11 protein-coding genes and 1 tRNA gene are annotated in these 12,519 nt (G+C 61.8%); 1 reads left to right on the top strand and 11 read right to left on the bottom strand.

What is annotated here, in order from left to right:
• Positions 1-80 precede the first annotated feature (80 nt).
• The 3 genes from queD to queC are packed head-to-tail and all read right to left on the bottom strand — an operon-like array spanning position 81 to position 1,936.
• A complete protein-coding gene (gene queD / locus NCR40_RS00125) occupies positions 81-527 on the bottom strand; it encodes a 6-carboxytetrahydropterin synthase QueD (RefSeq protein WP_244826738.1) in 447 nt (148 codons plus the stop codon).
• A 17-nt stretch (positions 528-544) separates the two neighbouring features.
• The gene (queE, locus tag NCR40_RS00120) at positions 545-1,177 is read right to left on the bottom strand and encodes a 7-carboxy-7-deazaguanine synthase (RefSeq protein ID WP_244826737.1); all 633 of its coding nucleotides are present in this window, start codon (positions 1,175-1,177) and stop codon (positions 545-547) included.
• A 24-nt stretch (positions 1,178-1,201) separates the two neighbouring features.
• Positions 1,202-1,936 (bottom strand): 7-cyano-7-deazaguanine synthase QueC, encoded by a 735-nt coding sequence (queC, locus tag NCR40_RS00115; RefSeq protein WP_244826736.1) that lies wholly within the window; start codon positions 1,934-1,936, stop codon positions 1,202-1,204.
• 1,495 nt (positions 1,937-3,431) lie between these two features.
• Between queC and NCR40_RS00110 the strand changes: the two genes are divergently transcribed.
• Complete coding sequence (locus NCR40_RS00110) at positions 3,432-4,343, top strand: glycoside hydrolase 5 family protein (protein WP_250508730.1); 912 nt, start codon at positions 3,432-3,434, stop codon at positions 4,341-4,343.
• A 174-nt stretch (positions 4,344-4,517) separates the two neighbouring features.
• Here the strand turns inward: NCR40_RS00110 and NCR40_RS00105 are convergent.
• The 8 genes from NCR40_RS00105 to NCR40_RS00070 all read right to left on the bottom strand — a co-directional run.
• Positions 4,518-4,593, bottom strand: a tRNA-Phe gene (locus NCR40_RS00105).
• A 95-nt stretch (positions 4,594-4,688) separates the two neighbouring features.
• The gene (gene esaR, locus NCR40_RS00100) at positions 4,689-5,402 is read right to left on the bottom strand and encodes a response regulator transcription factor EsaR (protein ID WP_250462569.1); all 714 of its coding nucleotides are present in this window, start codon (positions 5,400-5,402) and stop codon (positions 4,689-4,691) included.
• Positions 5,403-7,832, bottom strand: coding sequence for a sensor histidine kinase (locus NCR40_RS00095; protein ID WP_284502940.1), 2,430 nt, complete (start codon positions 7,830-7,832; stop codon positions 5,403-5,405). It abuts the gene before it with no gap.
• Positions 7,833-7,854: 22 nt separating this feature from the next.
• Entirely contained in the window at positions 7,855-8,451 is a 597-nt protein-coding gene (locus tag NCR40_RS00090) for a DUF4390 domain-containing protein (protein WP_250462564.1), read from the bottom strand.
• A complete protein-coding gene (gene rsmB / locus NCR40_RS00085) occupies positions 8,448-9,908 on the bottom strand; it encodes a 16S rRNA (cytosine(967)-C(5))-methyltransferase RsmB (RefSeq protein ID WP_250508442.1) in 1,461 nt (486 codons plus the stop codon). Before rsmB ends, NCR40_RS00090 begins: the two co-directional genes overlap by 4 nt.
• A 164-nt stretch (positions 9,909-10,072) precedes the next feature.
• Positions 10,073-10,927, bottom strand: a complete 855-nt coding sequence (gene htpX, locus NCR40_RS00080) for a zinc metalloprotease HtpX (protein ID WP_244826731.1) — start codon at positions 10,925-10,927, stop codon at positions 10,073-10,075.
• Between the two features lie 129 nt (positions 10,928-11,056).
• Positions 11,057-11,704, bottom strand: a complete 648-nt coding sequence (locus NCR40_RS00075) for a LysE family translocator (protein WP_250508441.1) — start codon at positions 11,702-11,704, stop codon at positions 11,057-11,059.
• A gap of 94 nt (positions 11,705-11,798) precedes the next feature.
• Positions 11,799-12,519 (bottom strand): methionyl-tRNA formyltransferase (locus tag NCR40_RS00070; protein WP_284507675.1); only part of this gene is annotated, 721 nt, incomplete at its 5' end.

The raw sequence follows: 12,519 nt of genomic DNA, 5'->3' as shown, positions 1-12,519 counted from the left end.
TGTCGCCGCGGAAGACGGGCGATTCAACGAGCGATGATACCGTGACGGCGACGCAGGCGTGGGCCGCGCCGCCGGATGCGTCAGGCGTGTTCCACGTCGGCCCAACAATTGGGCGTTTCGTACAAGCGAAGGCGCTTGAGCTTGAGATTGACGCCGTAATGCGCGTCGTAGACTTCCGCGAGAATCTTGAACGCGACCGCCGCCATATTCTCGACCGTCGGAATGCGGTCGAACACGACGGTCTTGTGATCGGCCATCGACTGCAAGAAATCGCGTACTTTCACGTCGCCTTCGTAGACGATGAAAGCGTGATCCCACTTGTTGACGAGATGCTCCATGGCGAGCGACTTCACATCCGCGAAGTCCATGACCATGCCGCGATCGGGCGCGCCTTCGACATCCACGAGATCGCCTTGCAGCGTGATTTCGAGCACGTAACGATGCCCGTGCAAATTGCGGCACTGACTGCGGTGATCGGGGATGCGGTGGCCCGCATCGAATTCGAGTTTTCGGGTAATCGTCTGCACGTCGGCGGGACCGTCTGTCAGGGAATGTTCAAATATTTATGCGTCTGCATCGACAGCCGCCACTTGGGATGCCGCTTGCACCAGTCGACCGCGAGCTTCGTGTTGATGTCGCGCGACGGGCCGTCCATTGGCTGGACGAGGAAGTACTCGAAATCGAGCTTTTCGTAATCGGCGAGGCGCTGGTTGTCCTGCGGCACGACGACCTTCAGCTCATGGCCCTTGGTCACGACGAGCGGTGCGTCGGCTTTCGGACTCACGCAAATCCAGTCGATGCTGTCGAGTACCGGCAGCGAGCCATTCGTTTCGATAGCCATTTCGAAGCCGGCGCCGTGAAGGGCATCGACGAAAGGCTGGTCGATTTGCAGCATCGGTTCGCCGCCCGTGCAGACGACGAACTTGTTCGCCTCGCCTTCGGGCCAGAGCGAGGCGATCATCGCGACGAGTTCGGCGGGCGTGCGGTATTTGCCGCCGTTCTCGCCATCGGTGCCGACGAAGTCGGTATCGCAGAACTGGCAGACGGCTTCAGCGCGATCCTGCTCGCGACCCGACCACAGATTGCAGCCGGCAAAGCGGCAAAACACGGCCGGACGCCCGGCGTTCGCGCCTTCGCCTTGCAACGTGTAGAAGATTTCCTTCACTGCGTACGTCATGACTGCTCTGTGATCAATTGAAGTTCAAACCGGCGCGATAGTGACTTGCTCGCCCGCGCGGTATGCCTCGTAACCGCGTTTGCGCAGCTTGCACGCCGGGCATTGGCCGCAGCCGAAGCCCCAGTCGTGTAGCTCGGCTCGCTCGCCTACATAGCACGTGTGCGTTTCGACGCGGATCAATTCGACGAGCGCGTCGCCGCCGAGCGTTTCAGCCAGACGCCACGTGTCGGCCTTGTCGAGCCACATCAGCGGCGTTTCCAGCGCGTAACGCGTCTCCATGCCGAGATTGAGCGCCACTTGCAGCGCTTTCATGGTGTCGTCACGGCAATCGGGATAGCCGGAGAAATCCGTCTCGCACATGCCGCCGACGAGAACTTTCAATCCGCGCCGATACGCCACCGCCGCCGCGATCGTCATGAACAACAGATTGCGTCCGGGCACGAAGGTGTTCGGCAGGCCGCTTGCGGTCGACTGAATCTCGATTTCGCGTGTCATCGCGGTATCGCTGATGGCGCCGAGAACCGATAGATCGATTGTGTGGTCTTCGCCGAGCCGCTCAGCCCAATGCGGAAAATCGCGCAGCACGGCGGCGCGAAAACCGTCACGACACTCGAGTTCGACGCGATGCCGCTGACCGTAGTCGAAACCCAGCGTCTCGACGGTCTTATAGCGTTCGAGCGCCCAGGCAAGGCATGTGGCCGAGTCCTGTCCGCCGGAAAACAGCACGAGCGCGCTGTCCTTAGCGTCTGTACGAGTCACCGTGAAACTCCGTGTTTGAGATTGGCCTGCGGGCCATGTCGCCGGTCGGTAAGAGAGACATGCTTTTACCCCGACGTTTCAGTATAGGCCGACGACCCTTTCCCCACGTGCGGCGACTCTTATGTCCCATATACGAAGGCGTCGCCAGAATTGGCACGCTTTTTACCGGCCGCACTTGTGAGCAACAACGTCGAAAAACAAAAAGGACCTGCGGTCCGAGGACAGGCAAGTCCTTAATTCGATGCGGATTTTATCACGCAGCGCGATTGTTTGCCGATCGTTAGGCTCGCTGCGCCGAGCGAAGAGTTACCCAAAACGCTTCGAAGATTCAGCACGGATTATCGGTAAAGGCCGGCGATACGCACCGAACTCTGGTTGCGGGAGACATACCACCACGCGGCTGAAGGTCATTCTTCTATAAGGAAACGCCGTCACTTGAATGGATCATCTTTTCCACACACGCGGTCGTGGATGACCTCCCGGTTATCCGTCGCAACTGTGTGCGACACACTCGAATTCGGAAATATATACTTATCTGCCAAAATGAAATCGGCAAAACTGTCTTTAAAAGCTAAAGGTCCGCGCCGATGAGCCGTAATTCTAGGTAATCGTCCCGAAAGACGGTTTGCGTCAAGCAATAAGTTCCGCTTTACCAGAATTCGCGCCTGAAGGCGAATTCAACGCGCAAACGTTTAAACGCAGCGAGCGCGTGGCTTTTTCTTCGTGCCGGTCCATAGGTTAATACGCCGCAATCGCTCCAGGCGCTCGAAACGTGTGGACGACCGGCGCTGGTCCGGCTGTCTGGCGGCGTCCGGCATTGCCGTTGGACTGATCTGCCCACCCTTCGGGGCAATTTCATTCGGCATCCGAATGAACTCGCTCCCGGCACCCATCCGCAGGGTTAAGCGGGACGCAGGTCCGTAACCGATTTGCCGATTCATTTCCGGCGCTTTGGTCAACGCACTCATTTTCTGAGCCGACGCACAACACATCATTAGTAACGCTAACTAATAATATGAAGAATTCGACCCATACCCCTGCCCGTTTCGCCTTCACCGCTCCCAAGGCAAGTCTGATTGCCGCCACGATCGTCGCCAGCGTGCTGCTCACCGCGTGCGGCGGGGCCGGCAACGACGCCTTCGACCTCGCATCGACCGCTGAAGCCTCGAAGCGCAATACATCGGCATTCGTCGTGACGGCGCCGACGGTCAACGCAACCGCGACCGGCACCGTGACCGTGAAAGGCACGACCGGATCGAAATGGACCACGGTTTCTGTCGTCGACATGACGACGGGCAACAAGGTAGCGCGCGATGCCGTGCCCGCAAGCGGGGCATTCTCGACGACCGTCGATACCACGCGTCAGGTCAACGGCGTGCATACGTGGCAGATCACGGCGGCGAATGCATCGAACAGCGTGCGCTCGGTGCAAAACGTCAGCGTGACGGTGTCGAACACGAAGGCCACGACGCCTGCCACGCCGACCACCACCAAGATCTTCTACGGCGCGAACGGCCACAATAACGAAGGCGGCGCATACGACATTTCCAGCCCCGCGCTGCAACTGTCGCAACTGCAGGATCTCGGCGTGAAGCTGTACCGCAACGAGGTCTATAGCCAGGCTGCGGCGACCAAGCTCGCGGGCATTGCGAAGACGATGGCGGCAGGCGGCGTGACAGTGTATCCGGTGATGCTGATGGGTATCGACTTCAACAGCGAAACCGATGCTTATAACGCAGGCTTCGCGCTCGGCCAGCAAACGGCCGCCGCGAACAAGTATCCGTACTATGAAGTCAGCAACGAACTCGAAGCGGACTGCCTTACGGGCAACGTGGATGGCGTCTATCCCCAGCACTTCGACAACAAGAAGTTCCAGATTGCGCGTGGCGTGATCCGCGGCATGATCGCCGGCGTGAAGTCGGTGGATACGGCGGGCAAGATCATCATGGGCGGCGGCGCATGGATGCACTACGGCTTCGACCAAATGCTCGCGGCCGGCACGCAGCCGGACGGCACGACGGGTCACCCTGTTGTGAGCTGGGACGTCACCGCATGGCACTGGTACTCGGACCAGGGCGACATCACGAACGCATGCGGCGGCACGGGCTGCCACGACATCCTTGCGACGCTGCAGGCAATGGGCAAGCCGATCTGGATTAACGAATTCGGCGTGCGTCCGAACATGGGCACGGATCAACAGATCGCGTCGTACCTCGTTGGCAACAAGATGATGGCGCAGTTCGTCTCGGTGGCGACGAAGTACAACATCCAGGCTATCCAGACGTACGAACTGTACGACGATCCGGCGGGCGGCGAAGGTGCTTACGGTCTGATTAAGAACGACGGCAAGACGGTGAAGGCGGCTTACACGGCATTCAAGAACTTCGTCACGGCAAACCCGAAGTAAAGATGTTCTTCCAAGCGGCTCGCAGTCGGGGTCGCATGAAGCAAAAAAAAGCGGACAGGCAAATCAAACGCCTGTCCGCTTTTTCGCTTGTTTCGTGCAGATACCGAGCCTGACGAAAGCCCGACCGCAAAAGAAAAAGCCCGAGAGTGATGACACTCTCGGGCTTCTTAATTCTGGTGGCCTGGGACGGAATCGAACCATCGACACGCGGATTTTCAATCCGCTGCTCTACCAACTGAGCTACCGGGCCATCGGAGAAGTGAGACTATATCAGAGTGATGCACGAGGCTCAAGCCTTGAGCCGAATTTTTCTCCAATTCGACGCAATCGGCTCGATGCCGCAGGTCAAACGTCGTTCTTGTTCTTTCCGAGATCGACGCCCAATTGCTTGAGCTTGCGATACAAGTGCGTACGTTCGAGCCCTGTCTTTTCGGCGACGCGCGTCATGCTGCCGTTCTCGCGCGCGAGGTGATATTCGAAGTACGCGCGCTCGAAAGCATCGCGGGCGTCGCGCAAGGGAATATCGAACGAGATCGATGCCGTCTGTCCCGCGTTCGGCGATGCCCCGCCCGAAGCCGCGTCGCCGGGTGTGGCGTTCAACGCCGACGCGCTCGGCAGCGCAGCGGCCACCGGCACGCCGGATGCCCCCGCGCTCGTCAGCGGCTTGGTCGATGACACGACCGCGGGCGCCGCGCTTCCATGCGCCAGGCCCTGCTCGACCGCCTTCAGCAGTTTCTGCAACGCGATCGGCTTCTCGAGAAAATTGAGCGCGCCGATCTTCGTCGCTTCGACGGCCGTGTCGATGGTCGCGTGCCCCGACATCATGATCACCGGCATCGTGAGCTTGCCCTGCGCGGCCCACTCCTTCAGCAGCGTTACGCCGTCGGTGTCGGGCATCCAGATGTCGAGCAGCACGAGGTCGGGCGTCTGCTGCAAGCGGTAGTCGCGCGCGTGTTGCGCGTTCTCCGCCACGTCCACCACGTGGCCTTCGTCGCTCAGGATCTCGGAGAGCAGTTCCCGGATCCCCATTTCATCGTCTACTACCAGGATGGTCGCCATTTAAGCTGCCCTTGTCTGCACTGTTGCTTTTGTCGTTCCGTGATTCGCTGCCGTGCCCGTTCCCCGCGTCGTCGCGCCGGGAGCGGCGGTATCGTCCGCGAGTTGAAGAAACAGAATCGATATCTGCGCGCCCTCGATGACATCCGCGTTCTTCGACCGATTGCGAATGTCGATGCGCGCGCCGTGCTCGTCGACGATCTTCTTCACCGTTGCAAGTCCTAGTCCCGTGCCCTTTGCTTTCGTCGTGACGTACGGCTCGAAAGCGCGTGACAAGATGCGCGCCGGGAAGCCCGAACCGTTGTCCGACACCGTGAGCCGTACCGCGACACGCGCATGGCCCGATGCGTCAGGCTCGCCATATTCTACTGTTCTCGTTTCGAGAAGCACGCGCGGCTCCGCGACATCGGCCACGGCGTCCTGCGCGTTCTGCAACAGGTTGTGAATCACCTGTCTTATCTGCGTGGCATCGCCGCGAATTACCGGCAGTTTCGTGAGGTCCACCTTGATCGCGCTCTTGCCTTCCTCGATGCCATACAAGGTCAGCACTTCGGCGACCAATTCGTTCAATTGCAGATTACCGAGGACGGCCGGCGGCGTGCGCGCGTATTCGCGGAAATCGTCGACCATCTGCTTCATCGCCTGCACTTGATTGACGATGGTCGTCGATGCGCGCCTCAGCACTTCGGCGTCCGGCGCGGCAAGTTTGTCCGCGAGCTTCATTTGCAGACGTTCGGCGGAAAGCTGAATGGGCGTGAGCGGATTCTTGATCTCATGCGCAAGGCGCCGCGCCACTTCGCCCCAAGCCACGGAACGCTGTGCGGAAATCACGTCGGAGATATCGTCGAACACGACGACATAGCCGGTGGTTTCCGCGTCGTCGGAGTCGGCGTCGGTGGCGCTCAGCAACTGCGTGCCGCGCACGAGCAAGGTGAGCGGCTCGTTCTCGCCAGGCACCGTCACCGCGACTTGCTGCTGCCAGTGTCCGCGATCGCCAATGGGATGCCCGCTGCCGACAGCGGCGGCATCGCGTTCGGCGAAGGCTTTCTTGACCATCGCGCCGAACTCGCCGAGGGCATCGATCTGATCGAGCGGCTGATTCAGCAAGCCGATAAAGCGCTGCCGGAAGATGCGTTCCGCGCCGCGATTGACAGTGGTGAGCCGAAACTGCCGGTCGAACACGAACACGCCCGCCGTGAGATTCGCGAGAATGCTTTCCAGATACGCCTTCGAATGCTCCAGCGCGATGCGGTTGTTTTCCACCGCCGCGCGCGCCTCGGAAAGCTGCCGCGTCATCGCGTTGAACGACTGCGTGAGAAAGCCGAGTTCATCGCGCGAATTAATCTCGCGTTTTGGCGTGTAGTCGCCTTCGGCCACCTCCTTCGTGCCTTGCGCGAGCAGAAACAGCGGTCGCGCGAGCTGATTGCCAAGCGCGAGCGCGAGCATCATCGCGATGAACGTGGCGAGAAAGAGCGCGAGCGTCAGCGTGCCGATATACATCTTGCGCAAGCCCGTGCGCCCCAGCCGCTTTTCCTGATATTCACGATACGCGCGCTGCACGGCATCCGCGTTGCGCGCGAGTTCCTGACTCACCGGCTGCTCGATCTGCAGGAAGCGATCGACGTGCTGAAATTCCGTGGTCGTCGTGGGATCGGGGATCTTCGTGATCACCCGCAATCGCAACGCGCCTTTCGGCCCGGTGGACGATGGATCGCCGTCGATCTCGCCTTCTATTGCGCCATATGGATGATCTTGCGCCTCCTTCAGCATCGAGCCGGTCGGCTCGTTCGTCGGCAATAGCGAATAGTAGTTGCCCGAGGCCTGCGCGATAGTGCGCAATCCCGACACGCGCTGCGTGCCGTTGTTCGCGGACAAATCCTCGCGGTTGTACTGATCGCGCGGACGCTCGAACACGACCGCGTCCTGAATGTTGTATTGATCGCGCAACCGCAGGAGCGAAAGCGTGAGACTCGACTGATCCGCGCTAGCAAGCTGATCGCTCATTTGCCGGCCGCGCGCCTTGAAGTCGGCGAGCGATGTCTGCAACATGCCGCGCCCGAGCGTGAGACCCGACGTGAGCGCGGTCTCGACGTTCACGTCGAACCATGATTCGATACTGCGCGACACGAACTGATACGACACGACGTAGATGATCGCGCCCGGCAGCACGCCGACCAGCGCGAAGATCAACGCGAGCTTGGCCAGTAGCCGCGTGCCGAAGCGGCCCTGCCGCACGCGCGCCACGATGATCGCCGTGAGGCTGATCACGATCAGCATGAAGATGAGCGCAATCGCCACGTTCGCCGCGTAGAGCCAGCCGTAATAGCGGTCGAAGAATTCGGTATTGGCGCTGGCGAGCGCGAGCATCACGAGCAGCAGAACCGCCGTGACCGCCACTGTCGAGACCAGCAACCGGACGACGAGACTTTTCATGTCCGTGCGGCCGCGTCGAAATCTATTTCGCACGTTCTGCCGCCGTAAAAGTAAAACGCTTCCAGTCCGATGAAAGGTTCCAGTCGCGGTTGTTCACCGCGTCGATCTGGAACGGCTTGGGCATCAGCGCGATGTCGAGTTGCATGCGCACCGATGCGTTATAGGTTTCGCCGGGATGCACCTGATTGCGGTCGAAGACATGCCACGATGTCACGTGCTTGATCACCGCCATGGCTTCGTTGAGCGATGCAAAGCGCAATTGCAGGCCGCCGGTCGACACGCGATATTCATTGGTCAACGGCTGATAAGACAGCCGGATGCTCTGCGAAACATTCACCGGCTCCTCGTCGAACCAGTACCAGCGCGGCCGGGACAAGTTGAAGTCGATGGTGAAATAGAGCGGCACGCTGCGGTTCACGGCTTCTTCGAGGCTGCTGTTGAGGTCGAAGTCGAAATGGGCATCGAGATTCCAGCCGTTATTGTCCGACTGCAACGAAGCCCGCTGCACGGAAATGGTTTCGGCGAAGGCGGAATCCGCTGCCGCGAAATACAGGCAGAACGTCAGCGCGGTCCAGACGACGAGCGCGAGCCGAAGCGGAAAAAGGCGTTTGATCGTCACCGTTTCTGAAAGCGCGCGTAGAAGAATCCGTCGTGGTCCGCGCGGTAACTCGATGCAGCTTCCGCGTTCCCGTTCGATGGCTGGCCGGCCACTTGTGTACTGTCCCGTGACCCGTTTGCCGCGCCCGCGCCCGCACCGGCACGCGCCCTGGTCGGCAGCAACTGGCCCGGCGCGTCCAATCGTACCGCATCTTCATGCGTGCTTCCAAACCAGCGGGCCTGCTCTTCGCCTTCTTCGGGAAAGATCGAGCAAGTCACGTAGAGCAACTCGCCACCCTTGGCGACGAGCGGCCAGAGCGCCGTTAGAATGCGCCGCTGTTCTTCGACGAGCGTCACGATGTCCGAGGGCCGCCGCAACCAGCGGATGTCCGGATGACGCCGCACGATGCCCGAGGCCGAACACGGCACGTCCGCGAGAATGCGATCGAACGGCGCGCCATCGAACCATTGCGAAGGATCGCCGGCATCGCCCACGCAAATCTCGGCGTGCAGCTTGAGGCGCGCGAGATTTTCGCCGATACGTCCCGCGCGAGTCGCATCGCTTTCCAGCGCGATGAGTTCGACATTCGCGAGTTCGAGGATATGACCGGTCTTGCCGCCAGGCGCGGCGCACGCGTCGAGCACGCGCATGCCGTCACGCGCGTCGAGCGCTTGTGCCGCGAGTTGCGCGCCCGCGTCCTGCACGGAGACGACGCCATCCGCGAAGCCCGGAATACGCTCGACCGGCAGCGGTGTTTCAAGACGCACCGCGTGCAGACCGGCGGCTTCCGCTTGGATATGTTCCTGCCGCAAGCGTTCGAGATAGGCATCGACGGTGGCGTGACGCGCGCTCACACGCAGCGTGAGCGGCGCCTGCACGTTGCCCGCATCGAGAATGTCTTGCCACGCGTCCGGCTGACCGCGCTTCACGGCGTCGATCCACCATTGCGGGTAATTCCAGCGCGCGACTTCGCTCACACGCGCTTCTTCGAGGAGCGCATCGCGTTCGCGCAGAAAGCCGCGCAGCACGGCGTTGACGAGGCCCTTCGCGAAAGCAAACTCGCGGCGCGTGGCGATGGCGGTCACCGCCTGATCGACGACGGTGAACGGCGCGTAGGCCGCGTGCGCTTCGTCGTCGGTGAGCAGCGTGAACGCGCAGACCAGCACGTTGGCCACGTGCGGCGGCGGCGCCTTGCGGACGAGCTTATGCAAAAGCGCATCGGCAAGTGCGAGACGGCGCATCGCGCGATACGCGATGTCCTGAATCGCGCCACGTGCCGCCGGCTGTCTGCCCGCGGCGATAACCGTCTGCAAGGCGGCCGGCAACGCCGATCCCGCGCGCACGGCGCCGACCGCCTGCGCCGCGCCGTCGAGCGCGAACGCAAGGGAGTCGGGAGCAAGATGCAGCGCGCTCAAATGAGTCGCTCCGCGCGCCGAGTGCGGCGCGGTGGAAAGTCGCCGGGAAGGCTTGTCGGTCATGTGTAAGGTCGTGCGACTTCGTGTGAACATCGATTCGAACGACGATTGTAACGTGCAAGGCTTCGTGGCCCGGTGCTTGCGCGTTTCGCACCACAAAAGGAAAAAGGCCGCGCCAGCGTGACTGGAACGGCCTTCGGTGTTACGCGTCGTGACGACGCCCCGGATTACATGCGCCCGGTGCGCGCCATTTCCATCAAGCGCGCGACGCGTTCTTCCGTCGCCGGGTGCGTCGAGAACCAGTTCGCGATGCTGCCGCCCGACAGCGGATTCATGATCATCATCTGCGCCGTGGCCGGGTGCGCTTCCGCCGTGGGGAACGGCACGCCGGACGCGTACGCGTGGATTTTCTCGAGCGCGCTGGCGAGCGCTTGTGGATCGCCGGAAATCTCCGCGCCGCCGCGATCCGCCTCAAATTCACGCGCGCGAGAAATGGCCATCTGGATCAACGCGCCCGCGATAGGCGCGAGGATAGCCACCGCGATGCTCGCAATCGGGTTCGACGGGCGCCCTTCGTCATCGCGGCCACCGAAGAACATGGCGAAGTTCGCGAGCGCGGAGATTGCACCGGCCATCGTCGCCGAAATGGTCGAGATGAGAATGTCGCGATGCTTCACGTGCGCCAGTTCGTGCGCCATCACGCCGCGCATTTCGCGCTCGGACAGCACGCGCAGGATGCCGGTGGTCGCCGCGACGGCCGCGTGTTCCGGATTGCGACCGGTTGCAAACGCGTTCGGCGCGTCTTCGTTGATGAGGTAGACACGCGGCATCGGCAACTGAGCGCGCGTGGCCAGGTCGCGCACCATGCGATAAAACTGCGGCGCAGTGGTTTCGTCGACCTCCTGCGCGTTGTACATGCGCAGGACCATCTTGTCCGAGAACCAATACGAAAAGAAATTCATGCCGAGCGCGACGACGAGCGCGAGCATCATGCCCTTCGACCCGCCGATCATCCCGCCGATCACGACGAAGAGGGCCGTGATCGCAGCCATCAGCATCGCGGTTTTGACCCAGTTGAACATGTCAGGAACTCCTATCCCTAATACGGTGCGCACTTTGCGCGATGGTCCCGGCCACACTGGCCAGGACGCTCATTGTAAGCAAATCGTTAGATAGGGGCGTCCGCGAAAAATTCAATCGGGTTGTTGCGTTCAGCGATGTGACGTTGCGAGCTTCAGTCCCAGGCCGACGAACGCCGTGCCCACACCGCGATCCAGCCACTTTTTAATCCCCGGTTTGCCCGAAAAACGTTCGGTGACGCTGCCCGCAATCCACGCAACGAAGCTGTTCCAGACCGTGCTCATGGCGATAAACACGAGTCCGAGCGTGAGAAACGCGAGCGTCTTGTGCTGGCTGTCCGCCGCGACGAATTGAGGAAAGAACGAGACGAAAAACAGCACGACTTTCGGATTCAGCACGTTCGTGACGAAGCCTTGCGCGAATAATTGATGCAGCGATTTTGGCGCGGCTTGCGCGTTGGTTCCGTCTGCGTGGGCGTCTACGGCCTTGTCGTGCTTCGTGAGAATGAGCCGCACGCCGAGATAAATCAGGTAGATCGCGCCAGCGATCTTGACGACGGTGAACGCCGTGGCCGATGCCGCGAGAATCGCCGTCAATCCGAATGCGCACGCGAGCGTATGAACGATGCAGCCCGCCGAGATGCCGAGCGCGGATACGATTCCCGCGCCGCGTCCCTGCGCGACGCTGCGCCCGACGATATAGGCGGTATCGGGGCCGGGCGTGACATTCAGCAGAAAGACGGCGACGAGAAAGAAGGCAAAACCGGTAATGCCGAGCATCGGAAACTCCAAGCGTGCGCGTGTTGAAGATTCACGATTCTAGCGCCGCGCGACGCATGCGTTACATGTCCGTCGCGCGTGCTTCAAGCCTGGGTCAAGCGTCCGGATCGGTTTCTTGCAGCGCGAAACGCTGACCTCGGGCAAGCGGCGCGCCCGCGAGAAACTCGCGCACGGGCAGGCGCTTGCCACCGGGCTTTTGCAACTGCGTGAGCCTGAGCGCGCCCGTTCCGCAGGCCACGACGATTCCTTCCGCCGACACATCCACGATGGTGCCCGGATCGGCTTGCCATTCGCCGCTCACCGGCTGCGCGGACCAGATCTTGATCGCGACGCCATCGAGCGTGCCGAACGCGCCGGGGAACGGGTCGAACGCGCGCACCTGACGCGCAAGCGTTTCCGCCGGACGCCGCCAGTCGAGCGCGGCCTCGTTCTTGGCGATCTTCTGTGCGTAGGTCGTGCCGTCGTCAGGCTGCGGTGTCGATGGCAGCGCGCCGTCGCGTTCGAGGTCGCGGAGAGCCGCGACGATCAGATCCGCGCCAAGTTTCGCAAGGCGGTCGTGCAGCGTGGCGGTGGTGTCGTCCGCGCCGATAGCCGTGCGGCCCTCGCGGATCATCGCGCCGGTGTCGAGGCCCGCGTCCATTTGCATGAGCGTAATGCCCGATTCGGCGTCGCCCGCTTCGATCGCGCGATGGATCGGCGCGGCGCGGGGGGGGGGGGGGGCCGCCGCGGCCCCACCAACCCGGGCTGTGTTTTGGGCCGCGCCGCGGCCGTTGCTCCCCATCCCCCCGCACGATGTGCCCCCCACACGCGCCCAC

Source organism: Caballeronia sp. GACF4 (assembly GCF_023631025.1).
In the GTDB taxonomy this organism is placed as follows: Bacteria; Pseudomonadota; Gammaproteobacteria; order Burkholderiales; family Burkholderiaceae; genus Caballeronia.
Note: the sequence above shows the minus strand (reverse complement) of the source record. Positions and strands in the feature narration are given on the sequence as shown.

What these genes read in the sequence shown, in the direction of transcription:
- queE (WP_244826737.1), bottom strand. Translation starts at nt 1,177, where the DNA reads ATGACGTACGCAGTGAAGGAAATCTTCTACACGTTGCAAGGCGAAGGC.
- esaR (WP_250462569.1), bottom strand. Translation starts at nt 5,402, where the DNA reads ATGGCGACCATCCTGGTAGTAGACGATGAAATGGGGATCCGGGAACTG.
- NCR40_RS00095 (WP_284502940.1), bottom strand. Translation starts at nt 7,832, where the DNA reads ATGAAAAGTCTCGTCGTCCGGTTGCTGGTCTCGACAGTGGCGGTCACG.
- rsmB (WP_250508442.1), bottom strand. Translation starts at nt 9,908, where the DNA reads ATGACCGACAAGCCTTCCCGGCGACTTTCCACCGCGCCGCACTCGGCG.
- htpX (WP_244826731.1), bottom strand. Translation starts at nt 10,927, where the DNA reads ATGTTCAACTGGGTCAAAACCGCGATGCTGATGGCTGCGATCACGGCC.
- NCR40_RS00075 (WP_250508441.1), bottom strand. Translation starts at nt 11,704, where the DNA reads ATGCTCGGCATTACCGGTTTTGCCTTCTTTCTCGTCGCCGTCTTTCTG.